We start from the raw sequence: 20,261 nt of genomic DNA, 5'->3' as shown, positions 1-20,261 counted from the left end.
AGATGGAAAAACCTCATCATTGACGATTTACAATCAAAACTCTAAGTTTCGATAGAAACTTTGATCACCATGGCTTGATGCCTTCCAAGTCAAAACGTAAGTGAAGCGCGCAACGGTGGTATTGATGTATTCGAGCAAGACCCTGACGAACACCTTTGAGCAGTTCCTTGATCTCTCAAGCCAGATCGGCAATGACATCCTCAAAACGCAAGGAGCTGGCGGCAACACTTCGTTGAAAGCAGAGGGGGTCATGTGGATCAAAGCATCCGGGACGTGGCTCGCCCATGCGAAGGAGCGGGACATTATGGTACCTGTGCTGGCGGCACCCTTAGTGGATGCCTTGCGTTCTGGCGACTCTCGTGCCGATAAAGCGACCGATTTTATAGTCGGCAGCATGAACACCAGCAGCCTTCGGCCTTCCATAGAAACGAGCTTTCATGCCGCCCTTCCCAGCCGGGTTGTTGCGCATTATCATTGCGTCAATACGATCGCGCTTGCAGTCCTTGAGCAACGTGAGAAGGTGCTCGCGGCACGCATGGCTAAAATACCGGATCTGAAGTGGGAGATGGTCCCTTATCGCCGACCGGGAACGCCGCTTGCACGGCAAATCGAAAAGATCGCGCACAGGACGCCCGATGTCCTTATTTTGTTTAATCATGGCATAATCGTCACGGGCGACACGGCAGAAGACGTTGCCGGAAAAATTGGACGTGTCAGCGCTGCTCTTGCCACCGATCCACGCAGTACAGGTGCGCCCGACATTGCAGCTCTGTCGGCTATTGCAAAGGACTCTGCGTTCCGCCCGGCCCCCGATATGGAAAGCCATAAGACAGCTCTTTCGCCATTAAGCATGGCTTACGCACTTGGTGGGTCCCTATATCCGGACCACGTCATTTTTCTGGGCACGGAGCTTGGCGTTGTCGATCCCGAGGGCTCGATTGAGGCAGTACTCAATGAATACAGAAACCGCAACAAAGCTGCACCGAAGCTGCTCCTGGTCCCCGGAAAAGGTATTCTACTTTCAAATGAACTTGCCCAAGGCGGAGAAGTTATGGCCCGTTGCCTTGCAGAAGTTACTGCACGGATCCCCGAGGGAGAAAAAATTGCCTACCTGAGTGAAGATGATGAACACCAATTGAACCATTGGGAGGCAGAACAATACCGCCAGACGCTGGACCGGAGAGCGCCAGCTGTGTTTCCAACCATCGCGCCTTAAATTGGTGGCGCTCCTGCGAGTTCATCAATCGCGCGCGTTCGATCTCAACAATCTTGTCAATGCCCACCAACGAATGGTGGTGACCCGCCCCTGTGAGGCGGGTCGGGTTCGCGATTTAAAAATCCATCCCAGCACCTGCTGGTAGTGCAGGAGATGTTTCCTTCTTCGCCTTTTCAGCGATCATAGCTTCCGTTGTCACCAATAAACCGGCAACGGAAGCTGCATCCTGAAGCGCCGTGCGTACAACCTTTGCCGGATCGATGACGCCCTGGGCGTAAAGGTCGCCATATTCACCCGTTTGGGCATTCCACCCGAACGAGAACTCAGATTTTTCACGCAGTTTGCCCACAATAATCGATCCTTCGGCACCCGCATTCTCTGCAATCTGGCGCGCTGGCGCTTCGATCGCACGGCGAACAATTTCGACACCGACTTGCTGGTCTGAATTGGCCATATAGATGTTGTCCAACGCGTTGACAGCACGCAGCAGGGCTACACCACCACCCGGCAGAATGCCTTCTTCAACGGCTGCTCGCGTAGCATGCAGCGCGTCGTCGACCCGGTCTTTCTTTTCCTTAACCTCGATTTCCGTGGAGCCACCAACGCGAATAACGGCAACGCCGCCTGCCAGCTTTGCCAAACGTTCCTGCAGCTTTTCACGATCATAGTCAGACGTGGTCTCTTCAATCTGCGTGCGAATTTGGCTGACGCGACCCTCGATCTCGGCTTTTGAACCGACCCCATCGATGACGGTGGTGTTTTCTTTTTCGATCACAACCTTCTTGGCTCGGCCCAGCATATTGAGCGTCACGTTCTCGAGTTTTATACCCATGTCCTCGGAAACCACCGTTCCGCCAGTCAATATGGCAATATCTTCGAGCATAGCTTTGCGGCGATCGCCGAAACCGGGCGCCTTGACAGCGGCTATTTTCAGGCCGCCGCGCAACTTGTTGACGACCAACGTTGCCAACGCCTCGCCTTCGACATCCTCGGCGATAATCAAAAGGGGTTTACCAGATTGCACGACTGCTTCCAGAACCGGGAGCATGGCCTGCAAATTGGAAAGCTTTTTCTCGTGGATAAGAATATAGGGATCTTCCAGTTCGGCCCGCATTTTGTCCTGGTTGGTGACGAAATACGGCGACAGGTAGCCTCGGTCAAACTGCATGCCCTCAACCACCTCCAATTCGGTCTCGGCGGTCTTGGCTTCTTCAACGGTAATGACACCTTCGTTGCCCACTTTTTCCATTGCTTCTGCCAGGTATCGGCCGATCTCCTCATCGCCATTTGCAGAAATCGTGCCCACTTGGGCAATTTCCGCGTTTTTGGAAATCTTGCGAGCATTGTTTTTCAGTTCGCCGATAACGGCATCAACCGCAATATCAATCCCGCGTTTCAGGTCCATCGGATTAAGGCCCGAAGCAACGGCCTTTGCGCCTTCCCTGACGATAGCCTGAGCCAGCACGGTTGCCGTTGTTGTGCCGTCTCCGGCAAGATCATTGGTCTTGGATGCTACCTCGCGCAGCATCTGAGCGCCCATATTCTCGAACTTGTCCTCAAGTTCTATTTCCTTGGCGACAGAAACACCGTCTTTTGTGATGCGCGGTGCACCGAAGGACTTGTCAATCACAACGTTGCGCCCCTTGGGACCCAAGGTCACTTTTACAGCATTTGCAAGAATATCGACACCGCGCAGCATACGCTCACGCGCGTCCGTGTTGAATTTTACTTCCTTGACAGCCATTTAATTGCTCCTGTTTTCACGCAGCAGTTTATAATGATACGTCCCGCTCACGCAGCCTTCCTCTCGATCGTCTGAGCCTCTACAATGCCCATTACATCACTTTCCTTCATGATCAGCAGTTCTTCGCCGTTGATCTTGATTTCGGTACCTGACCATTTGCCAAACAAGATACGGTCTCCGGTCTTAAGCTCGAGGGGCTGAATTTGGCCGGCTTCGTTTCGCGTGCCAGGACCGACGGCCAATACCTCGCCTTCCTGCGGTTTTTCCTTGGCTGTGTCAGGAATGATGATGCCGCCGCTTGTCTTTTCTTCAAACTCGACGCGGCGGACTAGAATACGATCGTGTAGCGGTCGAAATGTCATGTTTTCCTCCATGGACAAACAAATCATGTTCAATTTCACTCCCGGACCGAAAGGCCAATCCGGAGTGGGCGCTATCCTTGTTCAAGCGATAGCGGCTATCGATCTGGTTTCAGCAAGACACAGTTTCAATATCTCAAATCAAAAAAATTAGCACTCTCTAACGCCCGATGCTAACACTATGTAAAGAAACAATAATTTTACCATCAGCGCCCTGTTTTCTGTTGATTTCTGCACGGTTGTGGACCAAACTTGGTTATCGTTACGCAATGGAGATGAAGCATGCAGTATTCATCGCAATTGGAGCGCCAGCTTGACGGTTACGGCCTGACAACAGCTCATATTCTTTATCGCATTCCCGATTTTGAATCCGTCCTGCAGACTTTCGTCTGGCAGGACTATGATGTAGCGCCGGAATTTCCGGTCATGAGGAAGTTTCTTGATTTCTGGCAAGACAAACTCGACGGCCCCCTGCATTCCATCCGCTATACCCACAGGCGTCTCATCGGGGCTAATGAGTGGCGGCTTGTCAGCGGCGAGATCAACATTCACTGATCCCGGTAATAAGAGAGCTCTGGGCTCGGATTTGCCAGCTGCTCGACAGTGTTGCGATGCTGGAGTTTTGCATGCGTAACTCAATGCCGCCAAGCGCGGCGGCTCCATTTGCTCCCAGCGCCAGCAAGGGGCATTCGCTTCCCGTGTTAGACACGGCCGGGCGCATCGTTCCACGCCAGGCAAGATTGAAAATCCCGACATCCTGCACAGGAAGACCGACGAATAGCGACGAGTCATCACCGTCTCGGAGGAGGCGCGGGGCGTGCGCAATCGCGATCGTTCTGCCGGGGCAGATCCCCGGCATGGATAAAAAGTCAAATATCATTAGCCATGGATGGATCTGGACAGCACCTGCAATCATCTCATCCCAGTTAAACCGGATGCAGCAATGATGGGCGGCTCGTTGAACCCTTGCCTATGATCGGACCAGGGTTGTTATCAACACCATTACCGAGTGTAAAGAGCTCTTGACCGCTCGAGATGTTTAAGAACAGCGGCTTCGGCTCCGTCTGCATCTTTCGCTGCCAAGCGATCGAGAATTTCTTCATGTTCGACCAGCGTAAACTTTTCCTTCCCGGTCCAGATGAGCATGTCGGTGTGATAAGCCTTCAACCAAGCAAGCATCGCCTCACTTACCGCGACAAAGATCGGATTTCCCGAAATCTGGGCAATGCGGCTATGAAACCGCATGTCGGCTGAAATGAACTCTTCTGCTTGACCCAGCGATTGGCGTTGGCGCTCGATGATGGCCTCGAGATCGGCGATGTCTTGTGGCTCTATGCGCAAGGCAGCCTCTCGCGCCATCCCCCGCTCGAAGAAGATACGGCTGCTCTTGAGATGTTCCAGCGTGTCCGATGATTGTGACAGCATGATTTTTGCGGTCAGGTCAACTTGACGGAAGATTGACTTCGCCGTCAACTGCAGGACCTTGGCGCGCTCGCCATGTGAAATATTGACCAGCCCCATATTTGCAAGCGCTTGCATCGCTTCGCGGATCGCGGGACGCCCAACGCCGAACCGCTCCATGAGGACCCGCTCGGAGGGCATATCGTCTCCCGGCTTCAACTCGCCCGACGTGATCATCCGTTCCAGACGGTCGAAGACTTCATCAGACAGTTTCCGACGGACGATCTGTTCAACAGGCTGATTCATGGGGTCTCGCTGGTTCAAAACTGCACTCCTTATACAAGCTAACAGGACATCGAGAATAGGGGGCGCGCCGAAATCGCGCTGCATGCCAAAATTCTTCTTCACAGCCGTTGGAATACTCATTATACCACATCATGAGTTGACGCCACGAATATTCGGCGGCATTGGGAGCAGCAATTCCATGATGATCCACTTGACGTACCGCATTGAGACACCTGGCAATATTGAGGCCATGGCTCAGAAGATCGCCAGCGACCAATCAACTGGAACCTTCGTCCCGGTCCCGGGCGAAACTGAGGAGCTGAAGGCTAGAGTTGCCGCGCATGTAGTCTCGATCAAGCCGCTGGAAAATGCTGTGATACCGACTTGGCCCGAGCTTGAAAAAGGCCATGCCAGGCTGCGCCGCGCCGATGTCGAAATTGCTTTTCCCCTTGATGCCGTCGGTACGGATCTATCTGCATTGATGACAATTGCGATAGGCGGAGTCTACTCGATTAAGGGCATGACCGGCATACGCGTCGTCGACATGAGACTCCCCGATGCTTTTCGTTCTGCTCATCCGGGTCCACAATTTGGAATCGCTGAGAGTCGTCGCCTGACCAATGTGTACAACCGTCCGATCATCGGCACCATCGTCAAGCCGGCACTTGGACTGCGTCCGGGAGAAACGGCAGCTCTGGTAGAAGAGCTGGTACGGTCAGGGGTGGATTTCATCAAGGACGACGAGAAGCTGATGAGTCCGTCCTATTCTCCGCTCAGGGAACGCGTCGCAGCAATCATGCCACTCATTCTTGATCATGAGCAAAGGACCGGAAAAAAGGTCATGTATGCATTCGGAATCTCGCACGCTGATCCCGATGAGCTGATGCGCAATCACGATCTAGTGCTGAAAGCCGGCGGTAATTGTGCCGTCGTCAACATCAATTCAATCGGGATGGGCGGAATGACCTTCCTGCGCAAGCGCTCTGGTCTTGTGCTGCATGCCCATCGCAATGGTTGGGATCTCCTGACACGAAGTCCGGGCGCAGGCATGGATTTTAAAGTTTGGCAGCAATTCTGGCGTCTGATCGGCGTTGACCAGTTCCAGATCAATGGCATCCGTGTCAAATATTGGGAACCGGATGAGAGTTTCATCTCCTCCTTCAAGGCTCTGAGCACGCCGCTCTTTGATAAATCCGATTGCCCGCTACCTGTGGCCGGTTCCGGTCAGTGGGGTGGTCAAGCACCCGACACCTATAATCGGACCGGCCGGTCAACAGACCTTCTCTATCTATGTGGAGGCGGCATTGTCAGCCATCCGCAGGGCCCAGCCGCTGGTGTCAGAGCTGTACAGCAGGCCTGGGAAGCGGCCGTCGCCGACATTCCACTTGGCCTTTATGCCAAAAACCACCCGGAACTTGCGGCATCTATCGACAAGTTTGCCAATGGCAAAGGCGCTTGAGGTGCCAATGATGGCGTGCCCGCTTATCAGCTACTATGGAGATGATCTTACCGGTTCTACCGATGTCATGGAAGCACTGGCGCTCAACGGCATTTCCACGGTGTTGTTCCTGGGCATTCCAAGCATTGATCTGCTCGAGCGATTCAAAGATTGCCAAGCGATCGGGATTGCCGGCACGAGCCGTAGTCAGACGCCAGAGTGGATGGAAGACCATCTTGCTCCTGCCATTGAATGGCTGCATGGACTTAAGGCTGAAATTTGTCACTATAAGGTCTGTTCCACCTTTGATTCCAGTCCGCGCATTGGGAATATTGGCAAAGCAATCGAGATTGGAAAGAGGATTTTTGCGCAATCATGTGTGCCTGTGATTGTCGGCGCGCCGCAACTCAGACGCTATACCGCATTTGGTCATCTCTTTGCCGCTTATCAGGGTACGGTCTTTCGCATCGACCGCCATCCGGTCATGAGCAGGCACCCGGTGACACCGATGGATGAAGCCGATCTTACCGTGCATCTGAGCAGGCAAACCAGCCTGCCGGTACGACTTGTGGACCTTGTAACACTGCTTGGTGACGACGCAGACAGTCTGATTGCGGCACATGAAACCACCTCGGGGGTGTCGCTTATCGACGTTGACGGCGATCTGTCCCAGAGGGCCGCAGGCAGGCATCTGTGGCAGCTAAGAAGAAATGGCGGCCTGTTTGTCGCTGGCTCCTCCGGCGTGGAATACGCTCTTATCAGCGCGTGGCGCTCCGAGGGTGTCCTGGGCGCACCGCCCAATTTTGCCTTTCCTGGTAAAGTGGACCGTCTTGCAGTGGTTTCTGGCAGCGTTTCACCGACAACGGAACGGCAAATACGCCGCGCAAGCGCCGGCGGCTTCAACACTGTTGATCTTGATCCATTACAACTGATAGGCGAAAACACCAATCAGGCTGTGGACGACGCAGTCAAAGCAGGATGTGTAAGCCTGAATGCCGGGCGTAGTGTCATCCTCCATACGGCACTTGGTCCGTCAGCCGATCGCGGTGCAGACATCGACCATATCGCCGGCGCGCGACACCGTCTCGGACAGGTCCTTGGCACTATTCTGCGCCGTCTCGTCGAAGAACAAAAACTCGAGCGTGTAGTTATTGCGGGCGGCGATACCTCCAGTCACGCTCTCCAGGAGTTACATACGGAAGCCTTGACGACATTGCTTCCACTGCCACAAACGCCCGGATCACCACTCTGCATTGCTCATGGGCCATACGGACCCACAAACGGTCTTCAGATTGCCCTTAAAGGAGGACAGATTGGGGCCGATGATTATTTTGCTCAAATCCAAGATGGAAGAGGGGCATAAATCATGACGTTCTGGATTGGCACGAGTTTCAAGATGAACAAGACGCTGGCGGAGGCTTTGGCCTTTGCCGAAGCTCTTGCTGCCGGTGATGAAACCCGCGATCAGCGGTTTCAGCGCTTTGTCATTCCGCCGTTCACAGCGGTGCGTGAAGTCAAAGCCGCGTTGAAAGACACAAGCGTCAAGGTCGGTGCCCAGAACATGCACTGGGATGATGCAGGTGCATGGACCGGTGAAATATCGCCGCTGATGCTGAAGGACTGCAATCTCGATCTGGTCGAGCTTGGACATTCCGAGCGCCGCGAGTTTTTTGGTGAAACGGACAGAACTGTTGGCCTCAAGGTCGCGGCAGCCGTGCGTCACGGCTTGACCCCGTTGATCTGCATTGGTGAAAGTCTGGCACAACGCGAGGCCGGAGAGGCCGACGCCGTGCTTGCTGCGCAAGTGCAAGCTGCCCTCGCTTTGCTTGAGGGTGAAGCGAAGCGGCATCCGATCCTTCTCGCCTACGAACCTATATGGGCAATCGGCGTCAACGGCATTCCGGCCACATCCGACTATGCAGATGAACGCCATGCGAAGATCGCGGCTGTGGCCAGGTCGGTGCTCGGCACTGCTGTACCTGTCCTTTATGGCGGCAGCGTCAATCCTGAAAACTGCGCCGAACTGATCGCCTGCCCGAATATTGATGGCCTTTTCATTGGCCGTTCTGCTTGGGCAGCAGAAGGCTATCTCGATATTTTACAGCGGGTCGCAAAAGCAATTCCAGGAAAAGTGGGAACCGGTTTTCCGTCCGGAATTGCATAAAGAACAGATCTAGAAAGGAAAAACTCATGAAAATAGCAATTGGAGCCGATAGTGCGGGTAAGCCTTTGCTTGATGTCATTGCTGCGCATCTTGCGACAAAGCCGGAACATGTCGTTGCAGATCTGAGCCAGTCCGGCTTTTATGCCGATCTTTCGCAAAAATTGGCGCAGACAATTGTCGATGGAACCAATGAGCGCGGCATTCTCATCTGCGGTACAGGCATTGGCGTCAGTATTTCAGCAAACAAGGTGCCGGGCATTCGCGCTGCGCTGACCCATGATACCTATTCCGCCGAGCGCGCTGCCAAATCCAACAATGCGCAGATCATCACCATGGGCGCGAGGGTTATCGGCCCGGAACTTGCCAAGGCTATCGTGGATAAATGGCTGGAATCCGAATTCGATCCGAATGGCGCTTCAGCAGGAAATGTAGAGGCAATCGATAAGTTGGATCGAGCGAAATAAGCGTCGAATATGATGGAGCGATCATTGACTCATCATACCAGTTAATGTACCAAAACATATATTCATGAGGTGAGGAAACATGACTGCAATCGCTCTACTCGGTGCCGGCGGGAAAATGGGCTACCGCTTGGCCAAAAATCTGATGGGCTCACGCTTTGAGGTGCGCCATGTAGAAGTAAGCGATGCCGGCAAGTCTCGCCTTGAAGAAGAGCTTGGCCTGTCATGTGTAGATATTAACACGGCACTTGCGGGTGTTGATGTTGTCATTCTTGCGGTTCCAGATACAGTCATTGGCAAGGTCGCCGCCAGTATTGTTGATAGGCTGGTTGCGGGAACCATGGTCATTGCGCTCGACGCCGCAGCGCCTTTTGCGGGACACCTACCCGTTCGACCCGACCTGACGTATTTCGTCACCCACCCGTGCCATCCACCGATTTTCAACGACGAAACCGATATGCAGGCGAAGAAGGATCACTTTGGAGGTCTCTATGCCAAGCAGCATATCGTCTCCGCGCTGATGCAGGGTCCCGAAACGGCTTATACTCTGGGTGAGGAAATTGCCAAAGTGATCTGGGCGCCGGTCATGCGGTCTCATCGTGTCACCGTTGAACAGCTCGCCATTCTCGAGCCGGGCTTATCGGAAACGGTAGCGGCTTCTCTGCTCATGGTCATGAAGCAGGCGATGGATGAATGCGTGACGCGAGGGGTGCCAGAACAGGCCGCACGCGACTTTCTGCTCGGCCACATGAACGTCCTCGGCGCGGTGATCTTCGGTGAAGTTCAGGGGGTGTTCTCCGACGCGTGTAACAAAGCCATCGAATTTGGTATTCCAGCGCTTATGCGCGACGATTGGAGAAAGGTGTTTGAGCCTTCCGAAATCGCTGAAAGCATCCGGCGCATCACCTGACCGGCATGGGGCCTTAAATCCCACAATCACTATCGGCTTCGCCGGGAACGGAGCCGTTCATTTTATCTGGGAGGAACGACATGAAATTCACACGCAGACTATTGCTTGCCACAGCTGCGATACTGGCAATTGGCACAGCAATGCCGGCCTATGCGGCAGACCTTATCGCAATTATCACACCGTCACACGACAACCCTTTCTTTAAGGCGGAAGCAGTGGGCGCCGAGGCAAAAGCCAAATCACTTGGTTACGAGACCTTGATCCTTGTTCACGATGATGACGCGAACAAACAATCGCAGCTTATCGATACTGCCATTGGTCGTGGCGCCAAGGCGATCATTCTCGATAATGCCGGCTCAGAGGCGTCCATTGCTGCCGTCAAGAAGGCCAAGGACGCGGGAATACCATCATTTCTGATCGACCGTGAGATCAATGCCACCGGTATTGCCGTTTCCCAGATCGTTTCCAACAATTATCAGGGTGCGCAACTTGGAGCTGAGGAGTTCGTCAAGTTGATGGGCGAAAAAGGCAACTATGTCGAGTTGCTTGGCCGTGAAGCTGATCTGAATGCGGGAATTCGTTCGAAGGGTTACCATGACGTCATCGACGAATATCCCGAGATGAAAATGGTTGCACAGCAATCTGCAAATTGGAGCCAAACGGAAGGCTACTCCAAAATGGAGACCATTTTGCAAGCCAATCCCGATATTAAAGGGGTGATTTCCGGCAACGATACCATGGCAATGGGAGCGATTGCAGCACTGCAAGCGGCTGGACGAAAGGACGTTATCGTTGTCGGGTTCGACGGGTCCAATGATGTTCGCGATTCCATTAAATCCGGCGGTATAAAAGCGACGGTCCTGCAGCCTGCCTTTGCTCAGGCACAGATGGCTGTTGAACAGGCCGATGTCTTCATCAAGACGGGCAAGGGACCTGCGGAAGAAAAGCAGCTGATGGATTGTGTGCTGATCAATGCCGACAATGCCGCAGCGCTTGAAACTTTCGCCCTGAAAGATTGATACTCCAGAGAATAAGTGCGGTGTGGATGATTTCCGCACCGCACGATTATTCCTTTGGAAGGGAGCAGTATTCATGCCGAACCCTCGCAAAGCTGCCGCGGCCTGCCTCGCCATTGCGCTGATTTTGACCGGCTGCAAAATTATCAAGACGCCGACGGCTGAAGAGGCCACGGCGGCGGCAAACGGCGGGTTTAACCCGGATCAACAGGTTGCCGGGATTTGGGACACGAAAGTCATCTCGTTTCTTGAAAAGCGCGCCGGCACATTCCAAGAGGTGTATGCTCTTTCCGCAACTGATCTGAATGCGGCCGCCGCTGCCTATGGGCACAAGGAAAAGGAGGGAAGCGCACCCTGGACTTTTGCCGCCAAGGTTTCCGGTACCATCATTAAAGCCGAAACGAAATCCCGCGCGGCCTATCTCGACACCGATGTCAATGGAGACGGCAAGGCGGATGTCCGCATTCAAATCGGTCCGGTCATCAAAGGGACAGCACTGCGTGACAGCCTCGATTTTGTCAATTTCAATGAGTTCAAGAACCAGATCCAATGGGCAGAATTTGGCAAAGCATTTAACACGCACGTTAATAAATTAACGCTTGAAAAGCTGCCGCGCGAAGGACTGGAAGGCAAGAAGATCGAAGCACTCGGCGCCTATCCCTTACCGTCAACCGGCCAGCCGGCATTATTTACGCCAGCCACCATCGCGATCGGCGGCTGAGATGACGGTCACCGACAAACTCCACACAATCCTCAAGCTCGACGATGTCACCAAGGTCTATTCGGGTATCGTTGCAGTCAAGCGCGCCACCCTTGAATTGTATCGCGGCGCGGTCAACGTGCTCGTCGGCGAAAACGGCGCCGGCAAGTCAACGCTGATGCGCATGATTGCAGGCGTCGAGAGGCCAACCCTCGGCCGCATTCTCCTGGACGGCACAGAAGTCGAATTCAATTCGCCAGCCGATGCGCAGAAGCATGGCATCGGAATGGTGTTTCAGGAGCTCAATCTCTTCGGCAATCTTTCCGTGGCCGAGAACATCTTCCTGACCCGGGAGATTACCCGTGGCATGCGTGGCATCGATCACAAGGCGCAGGTGGAAAAAGCCAACCATTTCCTGGATAAACTTGATGCTGGCATCAATGCCGAGACCATGGTCGAAGACTTGCCGATTGGCCAGCAGCAGCTTGTTGAAATCGCCAAGGCAATCTCGCTTCATACCCGTATATTGATCCTCGATGAACCAACTTCAGCCTTGTCAGCGGCTGAAGTCGATATTCTCTTCAAGGTGATCGGCGAACTGAAGGCGCAAGGTGTCGCGATTGTTTATATCTCGCACCGTCTCGAAGAACTGATGCGCATCGGTGATTATATCACGGTGCTGCGCGATGGCCGGATCACCGGTCAGGCCATGATGAGGGACATCGACACAAGGTGGATCGTGCGCTCGATGATCGGCTCTGATGCCAAGGATTTCGCCAAGTCTGTTGACCACAAGCTCGGGCCGGAAGCCTTCCGCGCGGAGGATATCTGCTTGCCGCGCAAAACCGGAGGCCTCTCTGTCGATCATCTCTCCGTTTCGGTTCGCGCTGGAGAGGTGCTCGGCATATACGGCCTGATGGGCGCGGGTCGCAGCGAATTTTTTGAGTGCGTCATCGGACAGCATGCACACTCGACCGGAAAGATTTTTGTGGCAGGCGAGGAGGTCATTGCCCGGGATACGTCCACGCGGATCCGCAAAGGCCTCGCACTGATCCCTGAAGACCGGCAGCGTGAGGGTCTCGTACAGGTGCTTTCCATCGCCTCGAACCTGACCCTCGCCAGCCTTGAGAAATTTGTCAAATTTGGCTTCCACATCGTCGGCGAACGGGAAAAATCTGCCATCAAAGACTCGATCCAGAACCTTTCTATCAAGGCACCCAATCCGGATTTCGATGTTACCTCCATGTCCGGCGGCAATCAGCAAAAAGTCGTCATCGGCAAGGCACTGATGACCAATCCGAAAGTGCTCCTCATGGACGAGCCGAGCCGCGGGATTGACGTGGGTGCAAAGGCAGACGTGTTTCGTACCATGAGACGGTTGGCTGGCGAAGGTCTCGCCATTCTGTTTTCGACCTCTGACCTCGAAGAGGTTATGGCATTGTCCGACCGTATCGCCGTGATGAGCAACGGCAGGATCACGGCTATCCTTGACCGGGCTGACGCGAGCGAAGAACTCATTATCAAGGCCGCGTCTGAAGGACACAAATCCGCCGGGCATAATGTTATTGGGGAAATTGCGTGATGGCTACGGCAACTGCGAGTGAAAAAACATCCGGAGCATACAGCGGCTCCATTCTGCTGACACTGATGAAACTGCGAACGTTCATCGCACTTTTTGCCGTCATTGTCTTCTTTTCGATCTTCGCACCCAACTTTTTGTCGGCGGCAAATATCATTCTGATGTCAAAGCATGTCGCGCTTAATGCATTTCTCGCTATGGGCATGACGTTCGTTATCATCACCGGCGGCATTGACCTTTCCGTGGGCTCGATTGTTGGCCTTTGCGGCATGGTGGCAGGCGGCCTCATCTTGCATGGCATCGATCTGCAGTTCGGCTATACGATATATTTCAACATCGTTGAAGTTTGCCTGATCACGCTCGCCGTTGGCGTCGCCATCGGCGCAATCAACGGACTTTTGATAACTAGGCTTAATGTAGCCCCCTTCATCGCCACACTCGGCACGCTCTATGTCGCCCGCGGTTTCGCCCTGCTTTCCTCCGATGGTCAAACCTTTCCGAATCTCGTTGGCAAACCCGAACTGGCAACCACGGGATTCAGTTTCCTCGGGTCCGGCCGTGTTTTTGGTCTTCCGGTTTCCATCTGGATACTCATTGTTGTGGCACTTGGCGCCGCCTATCTGGCAAGATACACGCCCATCGGTCGCCAAATATTTGCCGTTGGTGGCAATGAGCGTGCTGCCCGCATGTCCGGCATCCGTGTCAATCGCGTCAAAATGTTCGTCTATATGTTCTCCGGCTTTTGCGCAGCGATCGTTGGCATCGTTATTTCCTCCGAGTTGATGGCCTCGCACCCGGCGACCGGTAATTCCTTCGAACTCAACGCAATCGCTGCAGCCGTATTGGGCGGCACCTCCATGTCCGGGGGGCGCGGCACAATCGGCGGTACCATTATCGGTGCCTTTGTCATCGGCATTTTATCCGACGGCCTGGTGATGATGGGCGTCTCTTCCTTCTGGCAAATGGTCATCAAAGGTATCGTCATCATCGTCGCAGTGGTGATAGATCAGGCACAACGCCGCTTGCAGCAACAGGTCGCCCTGATGCAGTTAGCCAAGAAAGGTTGAGTCAATGTCGAATCTGCGTGGAGCTCTCATCGGTTGCGGTTTTTTTGCCGTCAACCAGATGCATGCGTGGAGAGATGTTGCGGGCGCGATGATCACAGCCATATGCGATCGCGATCCGGAGCGCTTGAAAAGCGTCGGCGATCAGTTTGGGATCGAGCGCCGTTATGACGATGCCTCAGATTTATTCAAGGATGGCGGTTTCGACTTCGTCGATATTGCGACGACGGTAGCAAGTCATCGTACGCTGGTTGAAATGGCGGCCAAACACACGATTCCAGTCATTTGCCAAAAACCTTTCGCGCCGACACTGGCTGATGCCAAAGCCATGGTTTCCATCTGTCAGGACGCTCACATACCGCTCATGATCCATGAGAATTTTCGCTGGCAAACGCCAATCCAAGCCGTGCGCAAGATTTTGGACACGGGGACAATCGGTGAGCCTTTCTGGGGCAGATTCTCGTTTCGCTCCGGTTATGACGTGTTTTCCGGTCAGCCTTATCTGGCTGAGGGAAGGCGCTTTATCATTGAGGATCTCGGCATCCATACGCTTGACATCGCCCGCTATATCCTTGGCGACGTGAGGAGCCTGTCTGCGCGCACAAAGCGCGTCAATGGAGCCATCCAGGGAGAGGATGTAGCAACCATACTACTCGATCACGAAAATGGCGTGACCTCCGTCGTCGATGTAAGCTACGCCACCAAGCTCCGAACAGATCCATTCCCCGAAACTCTGATTGAACTTGATGCGACAGAGGGTTCGTTACGCCTGTCTCAAGGCTACCGGCTTCAGATCAATGGTCCGCTTGGAAGCGAGGTTCTCGATGTGTCGCCGAGGCTCCTGTCCTGGGCATCACACCCCTGGCACAATATCCAGGAAAGTGTGCTTGCGATCCAGCAGCATTGGACAGATCATCTTCTGGTCGGCACGGAGCCCTCCACCTCCGGTGCGGATAATCTGAAGACATTTGCATTGGTGGAGGCTGCCTATCAAAGCGCCGAATGCGGTCAGACAATCGACATAAGAGCGCTATTGAAATGATCGCTGATCTGGATCATTTCAGGCTTTTTGGCACTCATCAGCGCCAAGCTCGGCCGATCCTTCTGACAGCGGGGAGACTATCGGCGGAATTCACCGATAGCGGCTTGAGGACGGTTTGCTATGACGGCGTGGAGGTATTGCGTGCAGTCTCATATCTGATACGCGACCGAGATTGGGGCACATATCTACCCCTCATCGAGAATCTTCGTATCAACGAGAACGATGATGGATTTCTGATCGCTTTTTTGGCCCGGTACAAAGGCAATGCAGAAACAGAATTGGAGGTCTCTGTCGCAATTTCCGCGACCATTTCTGGCGTTCTTACATTCGAAACCGAAGCGCTCTCGCATACGGGATTTGAAACCAACCGCTGTGGATTTTGCGTTCTTCATCCGATCATCGGCCTTGCAGGCACCACTGTCACTGTCGAACACGTCGACGGCGTGGTAGAACAGACGCAGTTACCATTTTTGATTGAACCCTGGCAGCCTTTCAAGAATATGCGAGCGATAACGCATAATGTTATGACCGGGGTCAAGGCTGAATGTCGCATGGAAGGCGACACGTTCGAGATGGAAGACCAGCGAAATTGGTCAGACGCCTCCTACAAGACCTATGTCCGTCCGCTGGCTCTGCCTTGGCCTTACGAGATTCCTGTAGCAAAACCGGTCAAGCAGCGGATCGCGCTGACCATAACTGATACGCGCATTGCGCCCAAGTCGGCGCCGTTTTCTTCCCGGCCCAATCCGGCAGTCGTCGTAACCCATGGCGTCAAGTCCGGGACAATACCGCACATTGGCCTTGTCGTAACTCCGGAAGAAGCCAAGGCAACGCTCGCTGCACGCCAGCATCTTGCCGATGTTGCTCCACAGGAATTGCTGTTCCATTTTGATCCATTGGCCGGGCACGGAAAAGAAGCTTTTGAGGATTTTTCCGCAATCGCCGGAATCCATCGCGGCAGTTCCACCCTGGAAATTGTGCTTCCATGCCAACAAACGGCGGCAACGGAACTTACCCTAATCGCAGCACAAATGAGTGCTTCCGGTTTCCATCCCCGGGCCATTGTCGTATCCCCTGCCGTTGACAGACAATCAACACCGCCCGGCAGTATCTGGCCGCAATGCCCACCCCTTGAGGAAGTCTATGACGCTGCGCGCGCTGTCTTTCCGCACGCGCGGCTTGGAGGCGGCATGCTCAGCTATTTCACGGAACTTAACCGCAAGCGTGTACCGGCCCGTGCGCTCGATTTCATAACTCATTGTACAAATCCCATTGTGCATGCGAGCGATGATCTGAGCGTCATGCAAACCCTGGAAGCCTTGCCCTTCATTACCCGGTCAACACGCGCGATTTACGGCGATAAAGCCTATCGCATCGGACCATCGACCATAGCAATGCGCCAAAATCCGTATGGCAGCCGCACGATGGAAAACCCCGCGGGCGCACGCATTACAATGGCAAAAACCGACCCGCGACATAACAGCGTATTCGCTGAAGCGTTTGCAATGGCCTACGCGATTCAGGTTCTCGACGCCGAGCTTGAATGCCTCACTCTTTCAGCATTGACCGGTTCCTTCGGGCTTATCGCCGGACAGGGAGAGCCGGTTATCGAGGGTGGTAAAAGACCACTGTACAACACAATCAAATGGCTGGCCGGCGTTGCGCAAAGCAAATGGCAGGAATGCATCTCGTCAGATCCTACCCACGTCGTCGCTTTTATCGTAGAAGGTGCAAAGGGATCATATCTGCGGCTTGTGAATGTGACTTCGGAAACGAAAAACGTCGACGTAGAAGCCTTCAATATTAAAGCGGATGACGCGCAACCAATGGTCGCTCTCGGGCCGCTGGCGACCATATCGCTGAATTTGAAAGACAATCCTCTCTAACCCTCGGCAATGAGTACGCATTCCCATGTCTGCGCACGAAACTTAGGTCACAGGTAGTTCCGTTCGGTCGAACCTACCCTGGCGACCGAGGAGCGTATTTGGCGACCTGAATGTCGTTAGCGGAACAAACGCCCTTGATAAACGTCTGGACGAAAGGTATTCAGTCGAATCTGCGTCCAGGTCCGTTTGTTCCATCCGTCAGTCACCATTTGCCCTGGCCTTGATAACCTCGTCGTGTTTTTCTTCGATAAGCCTGAACATGTCCGTAAACCGGCTATCGTATCTTATGGCGTTTAAATCGGAATCGTTCTTGAACCACATTGTTTGGTAGTAGGAGCTTCTAGGCAAAACACACTGCAGAAGCTGGATGGCTTGCTCAGCGTCGCCGATCAACGAGTATACGCACGCAACGTTGTATTGTGCTACAACATCATCGGGATCAATCGCCAACGCCCGGTCGGCCCATTCACGGGCACGTTGATCATCGCCAAGATGGGCCCAGGCAAGAGCTCCTCGGTGGGCTGGTCCGGAATTCTCCGGGTTTTGTTTCAATGCCTGTTCGGCCCGCCATAACCCCACGCGAGCCCAACTTTCGATCTCTGTTGAGTTGCCAAGCGATGCGTAAGCGCTCATCAAGTGAACGGGCGACAGATAATCATCAGGTTTGAGCTCGGCTGCCCGTTTAAAGAACTGTACTGCTGCCTCGAAATTTCCTCGCATGTAATGGAAGCGAGCATAGTGAAAATTTGCCTCGTGCAGACCCTGATCAATCGCCAGCGCGTGATGAAAAGAGGCAGCTGCTTCCTCATCTCGACCAGCCTGATGCAGCGCCAATCCACGGGAAGCATATGCTTCGGCCAAATTTGGGTCCAGCTCAAGGGCCTTGGCCGCCATTGCCGAAATTCGTTCCAACGGAAAATCTTCCGGCTGCCAGTCCCGCAAGGCTGCCTCGCAATCTGCAATACCAGCATAGGCACGGGCGTAATCGGGGTCCAGTTCCACTGCCTTGCAGAACATGCGCCGTGCCAGGTGAAGATAGGATTTCGTCCAGGCATGAGAGAATTGCCGCCCACGCAGATAATAAGTGTACGCTTTTACATTCCCTGTTGGCTCGGTCTCGATCGCCTTGCGCTCGTCCGGCAACAGTTTGATTTTCAATTGACTGACAATTGCGTAGGTTATTTCATCCTGTATCGCAAAAATATCTGTGAGCTCCCGATCATATCGTTCCGCCCAGACATGACCGCCATACATGGCATCAATAAGCTGCCCTGTTATGCGGACGCGTCCTTCAACTTTGCGAACACTGCCTTCCAAAACATAGCGCACACCAAGTTCCTGTGCGACCTGTTTGACTTTTATGGATTTGCCTTTGTAGGTGAACACGGTATTGCGCGCCACGACATGAAGGCTCGAAACCTTTGACAGATCGGTAATTATGTCTTCGGTAATCCCGTCGGAAAAATACTCCTGTTCTGGATCGCAGCTCATATTGGTGAATGGCAAGACGGCTATGAATTTCTGAGAATGATCAGGCACGTCAAGCGTTGCGGGTAAATCGGAACCTCTTGTGCTCGCCTCGCCAAAACCAACCGTGTAGACTCTGATGTTTTGCTTGATATTTTTAAGGGATTGCTCACCCCGGTCCATGAAACCCAAATTAAGCCGGGAGCCAATCTGATCGCGAACGGATGCGGCCACGGCAATGCCGCCCGGTTGCGCAATGCTTTCAAGACGCGCGGCGATATTGACGCCGTCGCCAAATATATCGCCATCCTCAACAATTATATCGCCGATATTAATCCCAATGCGCAGTTCAATCCGGCTGTTCTCGTCTACATCGCGATTGCGTTCCGCCATGCCCCTTTGGATATCAGCTGCACACGCAACAGCGTTGACCACACTGGAAAATTCCACCAGCATTCCGTCACCGGTCAGCTTGAAGATCCTGCCGGAATGGTCGCTGATCAACGGATCGATAAGTTCGCGGCGATGACGCTTGAAACTGTCGAGCGTTCCCGCCTCGTCAACGCCCATCAAACGGCTGTAGCCGACAACGTCAGCGGCGAATATAGCGCTCAGTCGACGTTCCAAATGGCCTCCAGATATCAATTGGCATGTGCAAACGTTTACCATAGCCGCTTGCTTGTGTGATGTCGCGTCCATCATTCGATTGAACAGCACCAGGAGAAGCCAGGGCTCCCGCCACCAAGCGGACTTTTTTACGACGGCGATGGTTGCCCATTTGCCCGGAACCGAATTCAAGTGCTGGTTAGATCGTGCAGGGCCCAGCAAGGCAAAGCTGTAACGATCAGCTGAACTGCATCATTCGCGCCTTGGCATTCATTCTGACATCCGTAGTCGATATCGCGAGCAACCCTTCATACCTTTCCTGTTTCGGCTTAAACGAATTGCGTGGAGATCATTGACCTTGCCTCCACACAGTGAGTTAACCGGTAGATAATTGCCTACGATTCTTGCGTCAAAGAAGGTACATCATGCGCGTACTTCTCATTTTCAGCTCTCTCATCGCTGGTACCATTGCCGGAATATACCTATTCGGAATGATTTGGCGAACAACAGCTCCGGAAGGAACAACGGCAATGGTTGTTGGCGCTGGCATGCCGGTTGTCGTCGGAGCTCTGACTTTTCTTGGTACAAAGGCGGCAGATGGCAGGCGGCCAAGCCTGCGCAATCTGCAGACATGGCTCGTTCTTTTGGGAATAGCTGCCTCCGCTGTTGGCCTTTTCGTGCTGTTGATCGTAGCTGCCTTCCTGGTGGTTCAGCGCGGTTAGAAGCCAGGCAGAAACGCCACACCCCGAAAGAAACAGCTCCGCATATTACCTTTGTGTTGCAGCAAGCTGTGCCTGAGCGAGCTAATATTTAGTGAGCTCCTGCCGCAACCGAATGCGGACCGGAGATTCAAAGCCCCGTACTCGTTCCGCCGTTTGTGAAGGCTTCGGCCAATGTCGGGGCCGATCGAGTGGAAGGCTGCC

At 53.7% G+C, this 20,261-nt stretch carries 18 protein-coding genes; 14 read left to right on the top strand and 4 right to left on the bottom strand.

Translation table 11 applies throughout. The features are described from left to right. Positions 1-124 precede the first annotated feature (124 nt). Positions 125-1,216, top strand: a complete 1,092-nt coding sequence (locus V9K92_RS03720) for a class II aldolase/adducin family protein (RefSeq protein WP_337353304.1) — start codon at positions 125-127, stop codon at positions 1,214-1,216. A 115-nt stretch (positions 1,217-1,331) separates the two neighbouring features. Here V9K92_RS03720 and groL read toward each other — a convergent pair whose 3' ends face one another. Both groL and V9K92_RS03710 read right to left on the bottom strand, forming a co-directional pair. Continuing rightward, the gene (gene groL, locus V9K92_RS03715; RefSeq protein WP_337353303.1) at positions 1,332-2,960 is read right to left on the bottom strand and encodes a chaperonin GroEL; all 1,629 of its coding nucleotides are present in this window, start codon (positions 2,958-2,960) and stop codon (positions 1,332-1,334) included. Positions 2,961-3,007: 47 nt separating this feature from the next. Continuing rightward, positions 3,008-3,322 carry a co-chaperone GroES gene (locus tag V9K92_RS03710; protein ID WP_337353302.1) on the bottom strand — a complete coding sequence of 105 codons (315 nt, stop codon included), beginning with the start codon at positions 3,320-3,322 and terminating at the stop codon, positions 3,008-3,010. Positions 3,323-3,601: 279 nt separating this feature from the next. On the opposite strand from V9K92_RS03710, the gene V9K92_RS03705 reads away from it, so the two are divergent. After that, positions 3,602-3,874 carry an usg protein gene (locus tag V9K92_RS03705; protein WP_336441330.1) on the top strand — a complete coding sequence of 91 codons (273 nt, stop codon included), beginning with the start codon at positions 3,602-3,604 and terminating at the stop codon, positions 3,872-3,874. Positions 3,875-4,321: 447 nt separating this feature from the next. Here the strand turns inward: V9K92_RS03705 and V9K92_RS03700 are convergent, their stop codons facing one another. Next, positions 4,322-5,026 (bottom strand): transcriptional regulator NanR, encoded by a 705-nt coding sequence (locus V9K92_RS03700; protein WP_336441525.1) that lies wholly within the window; start codon positions 5,024-5,026, stop codon positions 4,322-4,324. A gap of 178 nt (positions 5,027-5,204) precedes the next feature. Here V9K92_RS03700 and oiaX point away from each other — a divergent pair, with 178 nt between their 5' ends. The 11 genes from oiaX (at position 5,205) to apnL (ending at position 17,265) form a co-directional block, all read left to right on the top strand. Beyond that, positions 5,205-6,464 carry a 3-oxo-isoapionate-4-phosphate decarboxylase OiaX gene (oiaX, locus tag V9K92_RS03695; RefSeq protein ID WP_337353301.1) on the top strand — a complete coding sequence of 420 codons (1,260 nt, stop codon included), beginning with the start codon at positions 5,205-5,207 and terminating at the stop codon, positions 6,462-6,464. Between the two features lie 10 nt (positions 6,465-6,474). Further along, on the top strand, positions 6,475-7,806 hold the full coding sequence (locus tag V9K92_RS03690; protein ID WP_337353499.1) for a four-carbon acid sugar kinase family protein: 1,332 nt from the start codon (positions 6,475-6,477) through the stop codon (positions 7,804-7,806). A 3-nt stretch (positions 7,807-7,809) separates the two neighbouring features. Continuing rightward, positions 7,810-8,607, top strand: a complete 798-nt coding sequence (locus tag V9K92_RS03685; RefSeq protein ID WP_337353300.1) for a triose-phosphate isomerase — start codon at positions 7,810-7,812, stop codon at positions 8,605-8,607. A 26-nt stretch (positions 8,608-8,633) separates the two neighbouring features. Further along, the gene (gene derI, locus V9K92_RS03680) at positions 8,634-9,071 is read left to right on the top strand and encodes a D-erythrulose-4-phosphate isomerase (RefSeq protein ID WP_337353299.1); all 438 of its coding nucleotides are present in this window, start codon (positions 8,634-8,636) and stop codon (positions 9,069-9,071) included. A gap of 79 nt (positions 9,072-9,150) precedes the next feature. Continuing rightward, the gene (locus V9K92_RS03675; protein ID WP_307276802.1) at positions 9,151-9,978 is read left to right on the top strand and encodes a phosphogluconate dehydrogenase C-terminal domain-containing protein; all 828 of its coding nucleotides are present in this window, start codon (positions 9,151-9,153) and stop codon (positions 9,976-9,978) included. A gap of 80 nt (positions 9,979-10,058) precedes the next feature. After that, positions 10,059-10,997, top strand: a complete 939-nt coding sequence (locus V9K92_RS03670; protein ID WP_115055601.1) for a D-ribose ABC transporter substrate-binding protein — start codon at positions 10,059-10,061, stop codon at positions 10,995-10,997. Positions 10,998-11,070: 73 nt separating this feature from the next. Continuing rightward, positions 11,071-11,715: a DUF2291 family protein gene (locus tag V9K92_RS03665; protein ID WP_307276798.1), complete on the top strand. Its 645-nt coding sequence runs from the start codon at positions 11,071-11,073 to the stop codon at positions 11,713-11,715. A gap of 1 nt (position 11,716) precedes the next feature. Then, positions 11,717-13,276, top strand: a complete 1,560-nt coding sequence (locus V9K92_RS03660; protein WP_307276795.1) for a sugar ABC transporter ATP-binding protein — start codon at positions 11,717-11,719, stop codon at positions 13,274-13,276. Beyond that, entirely contained in the window at positions 13,276-14,340 is a 1,065-nt protein-coding gene (locus tag V9K92_RS03655; protein ID WP_337353298.1) for an ABC transporter permease, read from the top strand. Before V9K92_RS03660 ends, V9K92_RS03655 begins: the two co-directional genes overlap by 1 nt. Positions 14,341-14,344: 4 nt before the next feature. Further along, positions 14,345-15,379 carry a Gfo/Idh/MocA family protein gene (locus V9K92_RS03650; protein ID WP_337353297.1) on the top strand — a complete coding sequence of 345 codons (1,035 nt, stop codon included), beginning with the start codon at positions 14,345-14,347 and terminating at the stop codon, positions 15,377-15,379. Further along, entirely contained in the window at positions 15,376-17,265 is a 1,890-nt protein-coding gene (apnL, locus tag V9K92_RS03645; protein WP_337353296.1) for a D-apionate lactonase, read from the top strand. Before V9K92_RS03650 ends, apnL begins: the two co-directional genes overlap by 4 nt. Before the next feature lie 198 nt (positions 17,266-17,463). Here the strand turns inward: apnL and V9K92_RS03640 are convergent, their stop codons facing one another. Next, positions 17,464-19,359: a tetratricopeptide repeat protein gene (locus V9K92_RS03640; RefSeq protein ID WP_337353295.1), complete on the bottom strand. Its 1,896-nt coding sequence runs from the start codon at positions 19,357-19,359 to the stop codon at positions 17,464-17,466. A gap of 404 nt (positions 19,360-19,763) precedes the next feature. On the opposite strand from V9K92_RS03640, the gene V9K92_RS03635 reads away from it, so the two are divergent. Beyond that, positions 19,764-20,060, top strand: a complete 297-nt coding sequence (locus V9K92_RS03635) for a hypothetical protein (protein WP_336441794.1) — start codon at positions 19,764-19,766, stop codon at positions 20,058-20,060. Positions 20,061-20,261 lie beyond the last annotated feature (201 nt).

The sequence above is a fragment of the Phyllobacterium sp. CCNWLW109 genome, assembly GCF_037203905.1.
Taxonomy (GTDB): domain Bacteria; phylum Pseudomonadota; class Alphaproteobacteria; order Rhizobiales; family Rhizobiaceae; genus Phyllobacterium; species Phyllobacterium ifriqiyense.
The sequence above is the reverse complement of the archived record's forward strand: the minus strand, read 5'-3'. Positions and strand labels throughout refer to the sequence as shown.